We start from the raw sequence: 16,641 nt of genomic DNA, 5'->3' as shown, positions 1-16,641 counted from the left end.
CCAAACGTCCGGAGTAAATTGGTAATACCAATTGAAAAATGGTGCCCGTAAAGTAACAAAGTATTCACCTTGTGTCTATATGGCCCCCCGCACACTTTCACCGCAGACACCGGTTACCGTGCGCTAACTTACCGGGATCTGGCAGAAAAGCGTCTCAGCGCGGCAAATGTTAACAGATTTCACTTTTACCAAATCTTACACTGCATTAGCGCGCATCAGGCTGCGTAGCCATAAGCGAATGCTATTCGTGTTTAAGCCTTATTCATGGCAGAAATAGCGCAAGGGAAGCGCAGAGGATGCTGCTGCTTTTTCAGCCATCTCTCAGCACAAAAAGCAAAAGCAGGTGCAAAGCGGCGCGCTTATCACTATTCTGGTCGCCAGGGTAGCTCAGGCTTGCACACAGCCCGCCGGATACCGTAAAGAAAAACGTACACAGATAGAACAGCCTTACAGTGCGCGCACTGCAGGTGCACAATAACAACATCATGAGGTTTGTATGGAACAACAGCATGGCGAAACGCTGCATCGCGGCCTGAAAAATCGCCATATTCAGCTGATTGCGCTGGGCGGTGCCGTCGGTACCGGTCTGTTTCTGGGCAGCGCATCAGTGATTAAATCGGCCGGTCCGGCCGTGATTCTCGGCTATGCCATCGCCGGTTTTATTGCCTTCCTGATCATGCGCCAGCTCGGTGAAATGGTGGTGGAAGAGCCGGTGGCCGGCAGCTTTAGCCACTTCGCCTATAAATACTGGGGCAACTTTGCCGGCTTTGCCTCCGGCTGGAACTACTGGGTGCTGTATGTGCTGGTGGCGATGGCTGAACTCACCGCCGTCGGCAAATATATTCAGTTCTGGTGGCCGGAATTCCCCACCTGGGCCACTGCGGCTATCTTCTTTGTGGTGATCAACGCCATCAACCTGACCAACGTCAAAGTGTTCGGTGAGATGGAGTTCTGGTTCGCGATTATCAAAGTGGTGGCGGTCATCGGTATGATCCTGTTTGGCGGCTGGCTGCTGTTTAGCGGCAACGGCGGCCCACAGGCCAGCGTCAGCAACCTGTGGAACCAGGGCGGTTTCCTGCCGCACGGCGTCAGCGGGCTGGTGATGATGATGGCGATCATCATGTTCTCCTTCGGCGGCCTTGAACTGGTGGGTATCACCGCCGCAGAAGCCGACAATCCACAAGAAAGCATCCCTAAAGCCACCAACCAGGTGCTGTGGCGTATCCTGATTTTCTACATCGGCTCGCTGGCGGTGTTGCTCTCCCTGCTGCCATGGACGCGCGTCACTGAAGAGACCAGCCCGTTTGTACTGATCTTCCACGAACTGGGCGATGCGCTGGTGGCGAATGCGCTCAACGTGGTGATCCTGACCGCCGCGCTGTCGGTGTATAACAGCTGCGTTTACTGTAATAGCCGCATGCTGTTCGGCCTCGCGCAGCAGGGCAACGCGCCAAAAGCGCTGCTGAAAGTGGATCGTCGTGGTGTGCCGGTGGCGACCATTCTGGTCTCGGCGGTAGCCACTGCGCTGTGCGTGTTGATTAACTATCTGATGCCGGGCGAAGCCTTCGGCCTGCTGATGTCGCTGGTGGTCTCCGCGCTGGTCATCAACTGGGCGATGATCAGCCTCGCGCACCTGAAATTCCGCAAGAAAAAAGACCAGCAGGGCGTGACCACCCGTTTCAGGGCGGTGCTGTATCCGCTGGGTAACTGGATCTGCCTGCTGTTCCTGGCGGCCATTCTGGTGATCATGCTGATGACGCCGGGCATGGCGATTTCAGTGTGGCTGATTCCGGTGTGGCTGCTGGTGCTGGCCGTGGGTTATACCGTTAAAAATCGGGTACAGAAAGCCTGATGCTTCACCGGGCCCGGCACGCTGCTGCCGGGCCGATCCGCTTCACACTTTTCCCTGCCCGCGTATTTTGTCCATCATCCTGACCGATTGTTCCCCACCAGGTTACTGATTTAACGCTGATAATTTTTGCTCCACTTGTCGCAGGAGACGACTGATGAAAGGAGCAGCCCTCTCGTTCAGAGAAAAACTGGGATACGGCATGGGTGACGCCGGATGCAACATGATCGGCGGTGCCATCATGCTGTTTCTCAACTACTTCTACACCGACGTATTTGGCCTTGCTCCGGCGCTGGTCGGCACGCTGTTGCTGTCGGTACGGGTGCTGGATGCGGTGACCGACCCGATAATGGGCGCGATTGCCGACCGCACGCAGAGCCGCTGGGGACGCTTTCGCCCGTGGCTGCTGTGGATATCGCTGCCCTACGTGCTGTTCAGCGTGCTGATGTTTACCACCCCGGACTGGAGTTATGAAAACAAGGTGATCTGGGCATTTGTCACCTATTTCCTGATGTCGCTGACCTACACCGCCATCAATATTCCTTACTGCTCGCTGGGCGGCGTCATCACCAACGATCCCGGTGAACGCGTCTCCTGCCAGTCATACCGCTTTGTCATGGTGGGCATCGCCACGCTGATCCTCTCGCTGTCGCTGCTGCCGATGGCCGAGTGGTTTGGCGGCGACAACAAAGCGCGCGGCTATCAGCTGGCGATGAGCGTGCTGGCGCTGATTGGCCTGGTGATGTTTCTGTTCTGTTTTGCCACGGTGCGCGAGCGTATTCGTCCGGCGGTACCGAGCAACGATGATCTGAAAAAAGATTTGCGCGATGTATGGAAGAACGATCAGTGGGTGCGCATTCTGCTGCTGACGTTCTGTAATGTCTGTCCCGGTTTTATTCGCATGGCCGCCACCATGTATTACGTCACCTGGGTGATGGGCCAGTCGACGCACTTTGCGACGCTGTTTATCAGCCTGGGCGTCATCGGCATGATGCTGGGCAGCACACTGGCGAAAGTCCTCACCGATCGCTGGTGCAAGCTGAAGGTGTTTTTCTGGACCAACATTGCGCTGGCGCTGTTCTCCAGCGGCTTTTACTGGATCGATCCACACGCCACCGTCACCGTGGTGATCGCTTATTTCCTGCTGAACATCCTGCACCAAATTCCGTCGCCGCTGCACTGGTCGCTGATGGCTGATGTCGATGACTACGGCGAATGGAAAACCGGTAAACGCATCACCGGGATCAGCTTCTCCGGCAACCTGTTTTTCCTCAAGGTCGGACTGGCGGTAGCGGGTGCCATGGTCGGGTTTTTATTGTCGATGTATGGCTATGACGCAGCGGCGAAGCAGCAGTCTGCCAGCGCGCTTAACGGCATTGTGCTGCTGTTTACCCTGATCCCCGGCGTCGGCTATCTGATCACCGCCGGCGTGGTGCGCCTGCTGAAAGTGGACCGCGCGCTGATGCGCACCATCCAGCAGGATCTCGCCCTGCGTCGCGCCAACTTCCATGACCTGTCTGCCCCCGTTCGCCGCGCAACCTCACAACCAGGAGAAATTAAATGAGCTGGCCTAACCCGTTTATTACGCAACGTGCCGATCCGTTTATTTTGCGCCACGGCGATGGCTACTACTTTATCGCTTCGGTGCCCGAGTACGATCGACTGGAGCTGCGCTATGCCAGCACGCTTAACGGCCTGATTACCGCCCCGGCCACAACTGTGTGGCGTAAACCGGACAGCGGTCCCTGCAGCGCCCTGATCTGGGCACCGGAACTGCACGTGATCAATGGCCAGTGGGTGATTTACTTTGCCGCCGCGCCGTCCCGCGAAATCAAAGAGGGGCTGTTTCAGCACCGTATGTACGCGCTGGTATGTGATGATGCCGATCCACTCAGCGGTCACTGGCAGCCGTGCCGCCGCGTGCAAACCCACCTCGATACCTTCGCCCTCGACGCCACCCACTTCGTACATCAGGGTAAAAACTGGTATCTGTGGGCGCAAAAAGATCCGGCCATTCCCGGTAACTCCAACCTTTATCTGACGGAATTACTGAATCCGTGGACGCTGAAAACCCAGCCGCTGATGCTCAGCCGGCCGGAGTATGAGTGGGAGTGTGCCGGCTTTAGCGTTAATGAGGGACCGGCGGTGATTCGTCATGGCGAGCGGCTGTTTGTCACCTACTCAGCCAGCGCCACGGATGAAAATTACTGCCTCGGCATACTGAGTATTGACGCGCAGGCCGATCCGCTCGACATCAGCGCATGGCATAAATCGGCGCGGCCGGTATTTGCCACCAGCTGGGATAATCACCAGTACGGTCCGGGGCATAACAGTTTTACCGTGGATGAAGCAGGACGGGATGTGCTGGTGTATCACGCACGGAATTACACCGAAATTGAGGGCGATCCGCTGTGGGATCCCAACCGCCATACGCGGCTTAAATATTTTGCCTGGCGCGAAGACGGCACACCGGATTTCGGCGTGCCGCCTGCCGATCACACTAACGTGCCGTAGATAGTCAGCAGCGCCACTACCACGACCAGTACCAGCGAAACGCGTTTGGCCAGCGCCACGGCGACCCGTGGCGTTTCCACTTTATCCAGATGCGGATCGCGCGCCAGCGAGAACTGCGCCAGGCTGGTCAGCACCTGATACTGTGGACGATGCACATCGCTGAGCGCGGCAAACCATGCCGGCAGCGCACGCTCGCCGTGGCCGAGCAGCGCATAAGCCACACCGGCCAGCCGCACCGGAATCCAGTCCAGCACGTGCAGAATGCGATCGATGCCGGACTGTGCGCGTTCCAGCGGGGAACGGTGTTTTGCGAGCCAGCTTTGCCAGGCACGCAGAAACGCATACCCCACCAGCAACACTGGCCCGTAAGGGCCACCGACCACAAACCAGAACAGCGGCGCAAGATAGAAGCGGAAATTAATCCAGATCAGCGCGTTTTGCAGCGCCTGCAGAAATTCGCGCTCGCTACAGTCAACCGGCACGCCGTGAATCAGCGTCAGCTCTGCCGCCATCGCCTGATGGGCCGCTTCATCATCGTGGCTCGCCGCTTTAAGATACTGATGATAATGCAGCCGCACCGAGCCGGCACCAATGCACAGCAAACCGACCACAATCCAGAACAGCAGCTGCGCCACGCCAAACAGAATGCCCTTCAGGCTCCACACCACCAGCCAGACCAGCAGCATGGCGATCACGGTCATCAGCAGCGTACGCAGCAACGAGAAGCGCTGGCGACCGCGAAACAGCGGCTCAAGCCGATGATCCAGCTGCCAGTGTTCACCTAATTTAAAAAGGCGTTCCCAACCCAAAACTAACAACAAACTAAACAACGTCATACCTGCTCCTGCGGTGTCAGGGGTGCTCCTGCCCGATAGCCTGTTTATAGCGTATCCAGTCAAATGCCGGACCGGGATCGGTCTTGCGTTCCGGCGCAACATCGCTGTGACCGGTGATACGCTGCGGCGTCAGCGGATAATGCTGCATCAGCAGGCGGGTAACCTGCTGCAGCGTAGCGTACTGGGCATCGGTGTAGGGCAGCGTGTCAGTGCCTTCCAGCTCAATGCCCATAGAAAAATCGTTGCAGTTTTCCCGTCCGGCAAACTGCGAAATGCCGGCATGCCAGGCGCGCTGGTCAAAGGAAACATACTGTACCAGCTCACCGTCACGGCGGATCAGACAGTGCGCCGCCACGCGTAACTGGGCGATATCCGCAAAATAGGGATGCGCATCAGCCGGTAGCGTACCGGTGAACAGCCGGTCAATCCACGGACCGCCAAATTCGCCCGGCGGCAGACTGATGTTATGAATGATCAGCAGCGACGGCGCTTCGTTATCCGGCCGCGCATTGAAGTGCGGCGACGGCACCTTGCGTGCGCTCGTGATCCAGCCGTGTTCCAGTTTCATGCCTGTTATCCTGAACAAAATCTGGCTGAGAATACCATGATTCCACCTCGCTGCTTGTGACTTAATGCGTTATGGCATCAGTAAGTTAAGGATACTAAACATTTCGCCTGGCGTGTCTGGCAATAGCTGCAAAATCAGGCTAAGGTGAGCGCACGTAATCCGCAGGGTGGAGCCGCAAAATCATGGTGTCGCGTCGTTATAATCCCGAACATCGTCGTCAGGAATTGCTTAAACGTATTCAGCTGGATATCCCGGAAACCGTGGCGCGCGCGCTTCAGGAGGATTTAGGCGGTGAGGTTGACGCTGACCGCGACATCACTGCCCAGCTGTTGCCGCAGGCGGCGCAGGCTGAAGCGCGCGTTATCACCCGCGATGCCGGTGTTTTCTGTGGTAAACGCTGGGTGGAAGAAGTGTTTATCCAGCTGGGCAATAACGTTTCCATTACCTGGCACGTCGAAGACGGCCAACCGCTGGTGGCCGATCAGCTGCTGTTTGAATTAAAGGGACCGGCAAGATTGCTGCTGACCGCAGAACGCACCGCGTTAAACTTTGTGCAGACGCTCTCCGGCGTGGCGACAGCCGTGAACCGCTATGTGGCGCTCTTGTCTGGCAGCAATACCCAGCTGCTGGATACGCGCAAAACCCTGCCCGGGCTGCGCACCGCGCTCAAGTATGCGGTGCTGTGCGGCGGCGGGCAGAATCATCGCCTGGGCCTGTCCGACGCTTTCCTGATCAAAGAAAACCACATTATTGCCAGCGGTTCTGTCAGTAAAGCGGTGGAGAAAGCCCTGTGGCTGCACCCGGATGTGCCGGTCGAGGTGGAAGTGGAAAGTCTCAGCGAACTGCAGCTGGCGCTGGCGGCCGGTGCCGACATCATCATGCTTGATAACTTCACGCTGGCGATGATGCAGCAGGCGGTTACGCTGACGGCGAAGCGCGCGCTGCTGGAGGTGTCCGGCAACGTGACGGAGACGACGCTGCCGCAGATCGCCGCCACCGGAGTGGATTATGTCTCGGTGGGCGCGCTGACTAAGCACGTGCAGGCGCTCGATCTGTCGATGCGTTTTCGCGAAGTCTGACGTAAGGCCATGCCGCCGGTGCTGGCGGCAAATTGCGAGCCGGCTTCCATCATCATGTGGCTTCGCCTGTAACGCGCTACATTGTCTGCGCGCCCCTTTCCGGGATTGAAACGCGCCCCCTTCCGCTTTTCCCCGCCCTTTTTTACCGTTGCGGCTCCACAACAAGGAGCCTCATTATGGATAAACAACGCGGTTTTACCCTGATCGAGCTGATGATTGTCATCGGTATCGTCGCCATCCTCAGCGCCATTGGCCTGCCCGCTTACCAAAATTATCTGCAACGTGCCGCGCTGACCGACATGCTGCAAACCATGGTGCCCTATAAAACTGCCGTGGAGCTGTGCGCCATTGAGCGCGGCGGACCGGCGCAGTGTCAGGCCGGCGAGCGCGGTATTCCCGCCGCTAAAGGCTCACGCTATGTGGCGAACCTGAGCGTGGTGAATGGTGCCATTACGCTGACCGGCCAGGAGAGCCTGACGGGGTTAACCGTTGCAATGTTGCCGATATGGAATGCGGCGGAAGGCGCACTCAGCTGGCAACGCAGCTGCACCAGCGACAATGCCAGCCTGCGCGACAGCTGCCTTGAGCAGTTCCGCTTTGCCGACAAGGAAGAAAACAATGGATAAGCCGGATAGCACCCTGCAGGCACTGTGTGCCCGCTATCAGGCCGTGATATTGCACCATGACGCCACGCACTTGCGCGTGGCGGTCGCGGACGCGCCAGACCCGTTGTTGTTAGAGGCGCTGCAGTTTGCCAGCCAGTGTGCAGTTGAGGTCGAGTGCTGGCCCGCCGCACGGCTGGAGCAGCTGCTGCACCAGCCAGAAAGCCGTGCGGCACCGCGCGAACAGGCCAGCGCCGAGTCCGCTATTCACGCTGTGGATCAGATTCTGCGCCAGGCCATACAGCGACGCGCCTCCGATGTGCACTTTGAACCGCAGCGTCACGGGCTGCGCGTACGGCTGCGGATTGACGGCGTGCTGCATCCGCTGCCGCAGTTACCGGATGCCCCACCCGCCGCCGTGCTGGCACGGTTGAAAATCCTCGGCGGTCTGGATATCGCGGAGCGTCGGCTGCCGCAGGATGGCCAGTTCAGTCTGGAGATGGATGACAAACCGGCGGCGTTCCGCCTGTCGACCCTGCCGGTCAGCCAGGGCGAAAAAGCGGTGGTACGCCTGCTGCAAAGCGAAAACAGCGCCATTGCGCTCGATAAGCTGGGCATGCCGGTGCCACAGCTGCGCCTGCTGAAAAACGCGCTGGCCAAACCGCAGGGGCTGATTCTGGTCACCGGCCCAACCGGCAGCGGCAAAACCTTTACGCTGTACAGCAGCCTGAGCGCCCTCAACGTGCCGGAGAAAAACGTCTGCAGCGTGGAGGACCCGCTGGAAATTCCGCTACAGGGGATTAACCAGACGCAGGTACAGCCACGGAGCGGTCTCGACTTTAACCGCGTCCTGCGCGCGCTGCTGCGGCAGGATCCGGACGTCATTATGATCGGCGAAATCCGTGATGCTGAAACCGCCAGCATCGCCGTAAAAGCGGCGCAGACCGGACATCTGGTGCTCTCAACCTTGCACACCAACTCGACGGCCGAAACCCTGACCCGCTTACGGCAGATGGACATTCCCGGCTATCTGCTTGGCCCAGCGTTACAGCTGGTGGTGGCGCAGCGGCTGGTGCGCCGTTTGTGCGTGCACTGTCGTCAGCCGGGCCAGGCAATTGCCCATCTGCCCGGCGACATGTGGCCCGGCACGCTGCAAACCTGGCGTGCGCCCGGCTGCGATCACTGCTTCTCGGGTTATTACGGCCGCCTGGCGCTGTTTGAAATCCTGCCGATGAGCAGCAGGTTGCAGAACGCTATCTCGGCTGATATGCCGCTGGAGCACCTGCTGACGCTGGCCGCGGAGCAGGGAATGAAAACGCTGCTGACCGCCGGGCTGGAGGCGGTCAGCCGCGGCGACACCTCTTTCGAGGAGATGCAGCGCGTGGTGGGCCTTGGCAATGGCTAATCGCTACCAGTTTCACTGGCAGGCACTGGACAGTATGGGCCTGCTGCAGGAGGGCGAGTCGCTGCAGCCCACGCAGGATGCCCTGCTCGGCCAACTGGGCGATCGCGGCATGCTGGTGGTGAGCTGGCAACGCGGCAAGTGCTGGCGCGCGCGCGACTGGAAGTGGCAGCAGAAAATTGACCTGATGCGCCAGCTGGCGACGTTGCTGAAAGCCGGGCTGCCGCTGGCGGAGAGTCTGACATTGCTGGCCAGCGGCCATCCTCATGCAGGCTGGCGCGTGCTGCTGAGCCTTCTGCAACAGCGGGTCATGGCCGGTGAGCCGTTTTCACAGGCGCTGCGCGCCTGGCCGGATATCTTCCCGCCGCTGTTTCCGGCACTGATGCAGGTAGGTGAGCTGACCGGGCAACTGGACGAATGTTGCCGCCAGCTGGCACTACAGCAGAGCAGGCAACAGTTTCTGCGCCAGAAAGTGGTGAAAGCGTTGCGCTATCCGCTGTTCATCCTGCTGGTAGCGCTGGCGGTCAGCGCCGGGATGCTGCTGTTTGTACTGCCGGAATTTGTTGCGGTGTACGCCAGCTTTGACGCACCGCTGCCGGCCTTTACCGCCGGCGTGATGGCGCTGTCGGCACTGTTGCAGCAGGCGGCGCTGCCGCTGCTGTTGTGCGGTGTGGCGTCCGGGTGGCTGGCGCGTCTGACCTATCGACGATCCGTTGCGTGGCAAAAGCGCAGCCAGCAGTGGCTGCTGCGGCTTCCGCTGCTGGCCCCGTTGTGGCGCGGCGGTCAGCTCAGCCAGATCTACGCGATTCTGCAACTGACGCAGCAGGCCGGGCTGACGCTGCTGCAAAGCCTGCAGGCGGTGGAAGTGACACTGGCCGCGCGACTGTGGCGCGATGCCGTCGTGGCGTTACAGCAGCATATTGCCGCTGGCGCGCCGCTGCACCAGGCGCTACAGGGACATCCGCTGTTTACGCCGCTGTGCGCTCAGCTGATCCGCGTCGGTGAAGAGGCCGGTGCGCTGGATGTGATGCTGGCGCGGCTGGCGGAGTGGCACGAAGCGCAAACGCTGACGCGCGCAGACAGCCTCGCCGCTTCGCTGGAGCCATTAATGATGGTGGTGATTGGCGGCATTGTCGGCACGCTGGTGATTGCCATGTATCTGCCGGTATTTGGTCTGGGAGACGCCATACGTTAAACGGGCGCACGCGGCGCCCGTTGCGGCACATCAGCGGTTAAAGACGCGGTTTTCCTGTTCTGCCACACGAATAAAGGTCGTGCGTTTGGTCAGCTCTTTCAGGCGCTCTGCGCCGACGTAAGTACAGGCCGAACGCAGTCCGCCGAGGATATCTTTCACCGTCTCCGCGACCGGTCCACGCAGCGGCAGACGAACGGTTTTACCTTCTGCGGCGCGGTAGCCCGCCACACCGCCCACATGACGTTTCATCGCGGATTCGGAGCTCATGCCGTAGAACAGCATGAACTGCTCGCCCTGCTCTTCAACAAGAGTGCCTTCGCACTCATCGTGCGCCGCCAGCATGCCGCCGAGCATCACGAAGTCAGCGCCGCCGCCGAACGCCTTGGCGATATCGCCCGGCACGGCGCAACCGCCGTCACTGACAATCTGCCCGCCGAGGCCGTGCGCCGCATCAGCACACTCAATCACCGCAGAGAGTTGCGGGTAGCCAACGCCGGTTTTGACGCGTGTGGTGCAGACCGAACCCGGACCGATTCCCACCTTCACAATGTCGGCACCGGACAGAATCAGCTCCTCGACCATTTCACCGGTCACCACATTCCCGGCACAAATGGTTTTCCCCGGGAAGCTTTCCCGCGCGCGCTGCAGGAAGGCAACAAAGTGCTCGGAGTAGCCGTTTGCCACATCAATACAGATAAAATTGAGTTGGGGCGACAGCGCGAGGATCGCGCTTAACTTTGTGAAATCTGCTTCTGAGGTCCCGGTGGAGACCATCACGTGACTGAGCACCGTGGCCGGTACGCGCTGGATAAAGGTCTGCCACGCTTCAACACTGTAGTGCTTGTGAACGGCGGTCAGCACGTTAAAGCCAGCCAGCGCTTCGGCCATGGTAAAGGTGCCGACGGTATCCATGTTGGCGGCAATCACCGGAACGCCGGACCAGGCGAGGCCTGAATGTTTGAAGGTGAACGTACGTTCCAGCTCAACCTCGGAACGGCTTTTCAGCGTGGAGCGTTTCGGGCGGATCAATACATCTTTAAAGCCCAGTTTTACATCTTCTTCGATACGCATAGCAGAGTGTCCTGGTTAGTGACGACGAACCGCAGTTCGGGTAGCGCTCACGGCTCCAGTGTCGTTATCATACGCGCCATTCGTTCCGCGACAAGACTGCGAATTTCACTTTATTTAAGCTACAATCCGTTAAATTTAGCTGAGAAAACCGATTGTGATCGGGCTCTCATCACGCTGCGGCAGATGAGAAAATGTTGAGAGAACGCTATGCCTTTTACCGTTGCACTGACCGGCGGCATTGGTAGTGGTAAAAGCACCATTGCTAACGCTTTTGCCGCGCTGAACGTCGACATCATTGATGCCGATGTGATTGCCCGCGAGGTGGTTGAACCGGGCACACCTGCGCTCAATGCGATTGTGAAACGCCACGGAGAATCGATTCTGACCGCAGAAGGCACGCTTTATCGCGCGCGTTTGCGGGAAATTATTTTCCAGCAGCCGCAAGAGAAAAACTGGCTCAATCAACTGCTGCATCCGCTGATTAACGCCCGTACCCAGCAGCTGAAGGCGCAGGCGACTTCGCCTTACGTCATGTGGGTAGTGCCGCTGCTGGTAGAAAATGGTCTGCAGCATCAGGCTGATCGGGTATTAGTCGTAGATGTCGACGAGGCCACGCAGCTGCAGCGCACCCGCCAGCGTGATGGTATCTCTCTCAGCCAGGCGCAACGGATTCTTGCCGCGCAGGCCAGCCGTCAGCAGCGTTTAGCCTGCGCGGATGACATCATTGATAACAGCGGCACGCCGGAACAGGCTTTGCCGCGCGTTGCTGAACTTCACCAGCGCTATTTACGCCTGGCAGCAACCGGACGGGATTAATATCATGAGCACAGTGGTTCTGTTTGAACACCCATTGAATGAGAAAATGCGCACCTGGCTGCGCGTGGAGTTTTTGATTAACCAGCTGCACGAAACGCTGCCGGTCAACAGCTCGGTTGCCGCACTGGGTGTATTTCGTATTATTGGCGACCTGCTGGATATCTTCGAACGCGGCGATATGCGCACCGAGCTGTTAAAAGAGCTGGAGCGTCAGCAGCAAAAACTGCGTGCCTGGCTGGATGTGCCGGGTGTCGATGAACACACTGTCAGCCAGCTACGCGAACAGCTGAAGCAGCAATCCAGCGAGCTGATGGCTGCGCCGCGCATGGGCCAGCAGCTGCGCGAAGACCGGTTGATTGCCTCCGTACGTCAGCGCCTGAGCATTCCCGGCGGCTGCTGCAGTTTTGATCTGCCGGGTTTACACATCTGGCTGCACCAGCCACAGGCGCTGCGCGATACCCTGGTGAATAGCTGGCTGGCCTCGCTCGATCCGCTGCGCAACAGCCTGACGATGATCCTCAACCTGATTCGTCAGTCGGGCGTGTTTCGCCATCAGACCAGCCTCAACGGCTTTTATCAGGATAACGCCGAAGGGTCCGACCTGCTGCGCCTGCAACTGACGCTGGAAGATGCGCTCTATCCGCAGGTCTCTGGTCATAAAAGCCGCTATGCCATCCGCTTTTTACCGCTCGATAGCGAACGCGGTGAAGTGCCGGCGCGACTGAATTTTGAATTAGCCTGTTGTTAGAGGATGTTATGCAGGAAGAGATGATTACCGTACCTTGCCCCAACTGCGGTAAAGCCGTGATGTGGGATGAACTCAGCCCGTGGCGCCCGTTTTGCAGCAAACGCTGTCAGTTGATCGATCTGGGCGAGTGGGCCGCTGAGGAGAAACGCATTCCCAGCAGCGGAGACATGACGGAGAGTGACGACTGGAGTGAAGAGCAGTCGTGATCGGCAGGGGCTCGCGGCCCCTGAGTTTAAATCTCGCCCGCCACTAAGCGGGCAATCAGGGCGTGGTTGGCCGGTGGAAATTCATCGGCCACTAAATCACGCTGCTCGACCCAACGCTGCGGCTGACCTTCGCGTCCCCACGGCTCACCCTGCCAGCCCTCCACCAGGAAGAAATGCAGCGTAACACGCAGGTCATCGTAACTGTGATCGGCCTGACCAATCGCTCTCGCCGCCGTCACTTCAATACCGGTTTCTTCCATCAGCTCACGTTTTAACGCCTGTTCTGCGCTTTCGTGCTGTTCAATTTTTCCGCCCGGGAACTCCCATTTATTGGCCATGTGCGAGCTTGCTGCGCGCTGGGCAAGAAAGATCTGACGACTGGCATTGCGAATGATGCCCACCGCAACCTGCAGGTGTTTCATAAGCTGGATTCCGCTTGTAGTGAGTGAGCGCTGATTTTAAAGCAGACGCCGGACGATGTTAACTGCTGTCGGCTTCACCGCGATCCTGTCGCACAGATTCCAGTTATTAAGACAGGTCGTAATGATCGCACGGCGCCATGTTGGGAATACTCGCAGCCACTTTACTCTAGCCAGGCCGACTACACATGGAACGCAAACTAACAACGTTTCTGGCGCAAGACGCACAGAAACAGATGAATACCTTACGCCATTTGGTTTTCCACGACATCCTGACGCTCGACAGCGCGCAAAACACCTTAACCTGGTGGCCAGAACAGAAGACCATCCCGCTTAATGAAGCACAGAAGCGCTTCTTCTCCTGCCTGCTGCTGCGCATCACCTCGAAACGGCAGATCATAGCCACGGTATGGAATGAGAGCTATCCGGGGATCAGCGACAACAACTATCACCAGCTGCTGTTTCAGAGCCGGGCGCTGTTGAAACGCTATGGTTTGCCGGATGGGCTGCTGGTTACGCTGCCCTACCATGGCGTGCGGCTGAATGAGGAGAAGCTGATGGCGATTACCCGCTAATCAGCCAAAGAAAAAGGAGCCCGCGGGCTCCTTTTTGTTATCAGGCCAGACGACCGTGACACTGTTTGTATTTTTTACCTGAGCCGCATGGGCACGGATCGTTACGTCCCACTTTCCGCTCACCGCCCTGTGCCGCCAGTGCAGCGGCCGCTGCGGTGTCGTCATCGACGTGGCTGAGCTGCTGCTGCTGTGCCAGACGCTCTGCTTCTTCACGACGCTGCTGCTCCATCGCTTCCACTTCTTCCGGCATCCGCACCTGCACTTTGCTCAGGGTGCTGATCACTTCGTACTTCAGCGACTCCAGCATCGCGGCAAACATGGCGAAAGATTCACGTTTGTACTCCTGCTTCGGATCCTTCTGCGCATAGCCACGCAGATGGATACCCTGGCGCAGATAGTCCATCGCCGCCAGATGCTCTTTCCACAGCGAGTCGAGCGTTTGCAGCATCACGCCTTTTTCAAAGTTGCGCATCATTTCTGCGCCGACCACTTCTTCTTTCGCCGCATAGTTTTCGCTGGCGCGGCTCATGATGCGCTCACGCAGCGTCTCTTCATGCAGATCCGGCTCTTTATCCAGCCACTCGGCAATCGGCAGATCCAGATCGAAATCATTGCGCAGACGCTCTTCCAGCCCCGGGACGTCCCACATCTCTTCCAGCGACTGCGGCGGAATGTAAGTGTCGATAGTGGCTTTGAACACATCTTCACGGATGCTGTTGATGGTGTCCGAAACGTCAGAGACATCCAGCAGTTCGTTACGCTGGCTGTAAATGGCGCGGCGCTGATCGTTAGCGACGTCATCGTATTCCAGCAGCTGTTTACGGATATCGAAGTTGCGGCTTTCCACTTTGCGCTGCGCATTAGCAATCGCTTTGGTTACCCACGGATGCTCAATCGCTTCGCCCGGCTTCATACCCAGCTTACGCATCATGTTGGACACACGATCGGAGGCAAAGATACGCATCAGCGCATCTTCCATCGACAGATAGAAGCGCGAAGAACCGGCGTCACCCTGACGACCCGCACGGCCGCGCAGCTGGTTATCGATACGGCGTGATTCGTGGCGTTCGGTACCGATAATATGCAAACCGCCTGCCGCCAGCACCGCATCATGGCGCAGTTTCCACGCCGCCTTGATGGCTTCAATCTGCTCTTCCGTCGGGTTTTCCAGCGCGGCTACTTCCGCCTGCCAGCTACCGCCGAGCATGATGTCCGTACCACGACCGGCCATGTTGGTCGCGATGGTTACCGCGGCTGGCTGACCTGCCTGCGCCACGATATCCGCTTCGCTGGCGTGGAACTTGGCGTTCAGTACGCTGTGCTTGATACCCGCGCGCGTCAGCTCCTGGGATACCACTTCCGATTTTTCAATCGAGATGGTGCCCACCAGTACCGGCTGACCGTTAGCCGTACAGGTACGAATATCTTCGATAATGGCATCGATCTTCTCTTTCTCGGTCATGTAGACCAGATCGGCCATATCTTTACGCACCATCGGACGGTTGGTCGGTACCACGATGGTATCGAGCTTGTAGATGGAGCTGAATTCAAACGCTTCAGTATCAGCGGTACCGGTCATACCGGCCAGTTTCTCGTAGATACGGAAGTAGTTCTGGAAGGTGATGGAAGCCAGCGTCTGGTTTTCATTCTGGATCTCCACACCTTCTTTGGCTTCGACCGCCTGGTGCAGGCCATCAGACCAGCGACGTCCCTGCATGGTACGACCGGTGTGTTCATCAACGATGATCACCTCGCCGTCCTTCACGATGTAGTCAACGTCGCGGGTGAACAGCGCATGGGCGCGCAGTGCTGCCGTCACGTGGTGCATCAGCATGATGTTGGTCGGCGAGTAGAGTGATTCGCCCTCATCCATAATGCCCTGGCTGACCAGCAGCTCTTCCACTTTCACCAGACCGCGTTCGGTCATGTGCGCCTGACGGGCTTTTTCATCCACCCAGAAGTCACCTTCGCCCTGGAAGTTATCCGAGTCTTCTTTTTCCTGGCGCACCAGGTGTGGAATGATTTTGTTGACCTTGATGTAGAGATCGGAGCTGTCTTCGGCCGGACCCGAGATAATCAGCGGGGTACGCGCTTCATCGATTAGGATCGAGTCCACCTCATCCACCAGCGCATAGTGCAGTTTACGCTGTACGCGCTCTTCCGGACTGAAGGCCATGTTATCGCGCAGATAATCGAAGCCGTATTCGTTGTTGGTGCCGTAGGTGATATCGGCTGCATAGGCAGCGCGCTTGGCCACCGCCGGCATGCCCGGCAGGTTGATACCGACTGTCAGACCAAGGAACTCAAACAGCGGACGGTTGTTTTCGGCGTCACGCTGCGCCAGATAGTCGTTGACGGTCACAACGTGCACGCCCTTGCCGCTCAGCGCGTTCAGGTAAGCCGGCAGCGTCGCAGTCAGGGTTTTACCCTCACCGGTGCGCATCTCCGCGATGCAGCGTTCGTTGAGCACCATGCCGCCGATCAGCTGCACGTCAAAGTGGCGCATGCCAAACACGCGCTTACTGGCTTCACGCACGGTGGCGAAGGCTTCGGGAATCAGGCTCTCCAGCGTTTCACCTTTTTTCAGGCGCTCGCGGAATTGATCGGTTTTCGCTTTCAGTTCGTCGTCAGACAGTTTGACGAACTCCGGCTCCATCTTGTTGATGACATCGACCACTTTACGCATGCGGCGCAGAGTACGATCATTGCTGCTACCAAAAACTTTCGTTAACAATTTGATTAACATAATAAATTTATCTCA

16 protein-coding genes are annotated in these 16,641 nt (G+C 58.2%); 11 read left to right on the top strand and 5 right to left on the bottom strand.

Features of this window, described 5'->3' with window-relative positions; translation table 11 throughout:
• Positions 1-496 precede the first annotated feature (496 nt).
• From aroP to F3I21_RS15155, 3 genes are all read left to right on the top strand, one after another.
• Positions 497-1,852, top strand: a complete 1,356-nt coding sequence (gene aroP / locus F3I21_RS15165; protein ID WP_058759500.1) for an aromatic amino acid transporter AroP — start codon at positions 497-499, stop codon at positions 1,850-1,852.
• 154 nt (positions 1,853-2,006) lie between these two features.
• Entirely contained in the window at positions 2,007-3,413 is a 1,407-nt protein-coding gene (locus F3I21_RS15160; protein ID WP_058780448.1) for a glycoside-pentoside-hexuronide (GPH):cation symporter, read from the top strand.
• On the top strand, positions 3,410-4,363 hold the full coding sequence (locus F3I21_RS15155; protein ID WP_150059255.1) for a family 43 glycosylhydrolase: 954 nt from the start codon (positions 3,410-3,412) through the stop codon (positions 4,361-4,363). Before F3I21_RS15160 ends, F3I21_RS15155 begins: the two co-directional genes overlap by 4 nt.
• Here the strand turns inward: F3I21_RS15155 and ampE are convergent.
• Complete coding sequence (ampE, locus tag F3I21_RS15150) at positions 4,345-5,199, bottom strand: beta-lactamase regulator AmpE (protein ID WP_031279700.1); 855 nt, start codon at positions 5,197-5,199, stop codon at positions 4,345-4,347. The genes F3I21_RS15155 and ampE overlap by 19 nt on opposite strands.
• A 16-nt stretch (positions 5,200-5,215) precedes the next feature.
• The gene (gene ampD, locus F3I21_RS15145) at positions 5,216-5,767 is read right to left on the bottom strand and encodes a 1,6-anhydro-N-acetylmuramyl-L-alanine amidase AmpD (protein ID WP_010618114.1); all 552 of its coding nucleotides are present in this window, start codon (positions 5,765-5,767) and stop codon (positions 5,216-5,218) included.
• A 182-nt stretch (positions 5,768-5,949) separates the two neighbouring features.
• On the opposite strand from ampD, the gene nadC reads away from it, so the two are divergent.
• From nadC to hofC, 4 genes are all read left to right on the top strand, one after another.
• Complete coding sequence (gene nadC, locus F3I21_RS15140) at positions 5,950-6,846, top strand: carboxylating nicotinate-nucleotide diphosphorylase (RefSeq protein WP_150059254.1); 897 nt, start codon at positions 5,950-5,952, stop codon at positions 6,844-6,846.
• Between the two features lie 176 nt (positions 6,847-7,022).
• Positions 7,023-7,472, top strand: a complete 450-nt coding sequence (gene ppdD, locus F3I21_RS15135; protein WP_021507545.1) for a prepilin peptidase-dependent pilin — start codon at positions 7,023-7,025, stop codon at positions 7,470-7,472.
• A complete protein-coding gene (gene gspE / locus F3I21_RS15130) occupies positions 7,465-8,853 on the top strand; it encodes a type II secretion system protein GspE (protein ID WP_150059253.1) in 1,389 nt (462 codons plus the stop codon). The genes ppdD and gspE overlap by 8 nt, the downstream gene beginning before the upstream one ends.
• Positions 8,846-10,045, top strand: a complete 1,200-nt coding sequence (gene hofC, locus F3I21_RS15125; RefSeq protein ID WP_150059252.1) for a protein transport protein HofC — start codon at positions 8,846-8,848, stop codon at positions 10,043-10,045. Before gspE ends, hofC begins: the two co-directional genes overlap by 8 nt.
• Before the next feature lie 30 nt (positions 10,046-10,075).
• On the opposite strand, the gene F3I21_RS15120 is transcribed toward hofC, so the two are convergent.
• The gene (locus F3I21_RS15120) at positions 10,076-11,116 is read right to left on the bottom strand and encodes a GMP reductase (protein WP_021507548.1); all 1,041 of its coding nucleotides are present in this window, start codon (positions 11,114-11,116) and stop codon (positions 10,076-10,078) included.
• A gap of 207 nt (positions 11,117-11,323) precedes the next feature.
• Between F3I21_RS15120 and coaE the strand changes: the two genes are divergently transcribed.
• The 3 genes from coaE to yacG are packed head-to-tail and all read left to right on the top strand — an operon-like array spanning position 11,324 to position 12,886.
• Complete coding sequence (gene coaE, locus F3I21_RS15115; RefSeq protein WP_058780442.1) at positions 11,324-11,932, top strand: dephospho-CoA kinase; 609 nt, start codon at positions 11,324-11,326, stop codon at positions 11,930-11,932.
• Positions 11,933-11,936: 4 nt separating this feature from the next.
• Positions 11,937-12,680 carry a cell division protein ZapD gene (gene zapD, locus F3I21_RS15110; protein WP_058759493.1) on the top strand — a complete coding sequence of 248 codons (744 nt, stop codon included), beginning with the start codon at positions 11,937-11,939 and terminating at the stop codon, positions 12,678-12,680.
• 8 nt (positions 12,681-12,688) lie between these two features.
• A complete protein-coding gene (yacG, locus tag F3I21_RS15105) occupies positions 12,689-12,886 on the top strand; it encodes a DNA gyrase inhibitor YacG (RefSeq protein WP_021507551.1) in 198 nt (65 codons plus the stop codon).
• A 26-nt stretch (positions 12,887-12,912) separates the two neighbouring features.
• Here yacG and mutT read toward each other — a convergent pair whose 3' ends face one another.
• Positions 12,913-13,308, bottom strand: coding sequence for an 8-oxo-dGTP diphosphatase MutT (mutT, locus tag F3I21_RS15100; protein ID WP_150059251.1), 396 nt, complete (start codon positions 13,306-13,308; stop codon positions 12,913-12,915).
• Between the two features lie 185 nt (positions 13,309-13,493).
• On the opposite strand from mutT, the gene F3I21_RS15095 reads away from it, so the two are divergent.
• Positions 13,494-13,880 (top strand): transcriptional regulator, encoded by a 387-nt coding sequence (locus F3I21_RS15095; RefSeq protein WP_021507552.1) that lies wholly within the window; start codon positions 13,494-13,496, stop codon positions 13,878-13,880.
• A 40-nt stretch (positions 13,881-13,920) separates the two neighbouring features.
• Here F3I21_RS15095 and secA read toward each other — a convergent pair whose 3' ends face one another.
• Positions 13,921-16,626: a preprotein translocase subunit SecA gene (gene secA / locus F3I21_RS15090; RefSeq protein WP_059010287.1), complete on the bottom strand. Its 2,706-nt coding sequence runs from the start codon at positions 16,624-16,626 to the stop codon at positions 13,921-13,923.
• Positions 16,627-16,641: the final 15 nt, after the last annotated feature.

The sequence above is a fragment of the Pantoea sp. B_9 genome (genome assembly GCF_008632015.1).
GTDB classification, from domain to species: Bacteria; Pseudomonadota; Gammaproteobacteria; order Enterobacterales; family Enterobacteriaceae; genus Pantoea; species Pantoea dispersa.
Note: the sequence above shows the minus strand (reverse complement) of the source record. Positions and strands in the feature narration are given on the sequence as shown.

Excerpts from the sequence above, each read along its gene's own strand:
- yacG (WP_021507551.1), top strand. The coding sequence starts at position 12,689 with ATGCAGGAAGAGATGATTACCGTACCTTGCCCCAACTGCGGTAAAGCC.
- nadC (WP_150059254.1), top strand. The coding sequence starts at position 5,950 with ATGGTGTCGCGTCGTTATAATCCCGAACATCGTCGTCAGGAATTGCTT.
- zapD (WP_058759493.1), top strand. The coding sequence starts at position 11,937 with ATGAGCACAGTGGTTCTGTTTGAACACCCATTGAATGAGAAAATGCGC.
- ppdD (WP_021507545.1), top strand. The coding sequence starts at position 7,023 with ATGGATAAACAACGCGGTTTTACCCTGATCGAGCTGATGATTGTCATC.
- ampE (WP_031279700.1), bottom strand. The coding sequence starts at position 5,199 with ATGACGTTGTTTAGTTTGTTGTTAGTTTTGGGTTGGGAACGCCTTTTT.
- F3I21_RS15160 (WP_058780448.1), top strand. The coding sequence starts at position 2,007 with ATGAAAGGAGCAGCCCTCTCGTTCAGAGAAAAACTGGGATACGGCATG.
- F3I21_RS15155 (WP_150059255.1), top strand. The coding sequence starts at position 3,410 with ATGAGCTGGCCTAACCCGTTTATTACGCAACGTGCCGATCCGTTTATT.
- secA (WP_059010287.1), bottom strand. The coding sequence starts at position 16,626 with ATGTTAATCAAATTGTTAACGAAAGTTTTTGGTAGCAGCAATGATCGT.
- F3I21_RS15120 (WP_021507548.1), bottom strand. The coding sequence starts at position 11,116 with ATGCGTATCGAAGAAGATGTAAAACTGGGCTTTAAAGATGTATTGATC.
- F3I21_RS15095 (WP_021507552.1), top strand. The coding sequence starts at position 13,494 with ATGGAACGCAAACTAACAACGTTTCTGGCGCAAGACGCACAGAAACAG.
- mutT (WP_150059251.1), bottom strand. The coding sequence starts at position 13,308 with ATGAAACACCTGCAGGTTGCGGTGGGCATCATTCGCAATGCCAGTCGT.
- ampD (WP_010618114.1), bottom strand. The coding sequence starts at position 5,767 with ATGAAACTGGAACACGGCTGGATCACGAGCGCACGCAAGGTGCCGTCG.
- gspE (WP_150059253.1), top strand. The coding sequence starts at position 7,465 with ATGGATAAGCCGGATAGCACCCTGCAGGCACTGTGTGCCCGCTATCAG.
- aroP (WP_058759500.1), top strand. The coding sequence starts at position 497 with ATGGAACAACAGCATGGCGAAACGCTGCATCGCGGCCTGAAAAATCGC.
- hofC (WP_150059252.1), top strand. The coding sequence starts at position 8,846 with ATGGCTAATCGCTACCAGTTTCACTGGCAGGCACTGGACAGTATGGGC.
- coaE (WP_058780442.1), top strand. The coding sequence starts at position 11,324 with ATGCCTTTTACCGTTGCACTGACCGGCGGCATTGGTAGTGGTAAAAGC.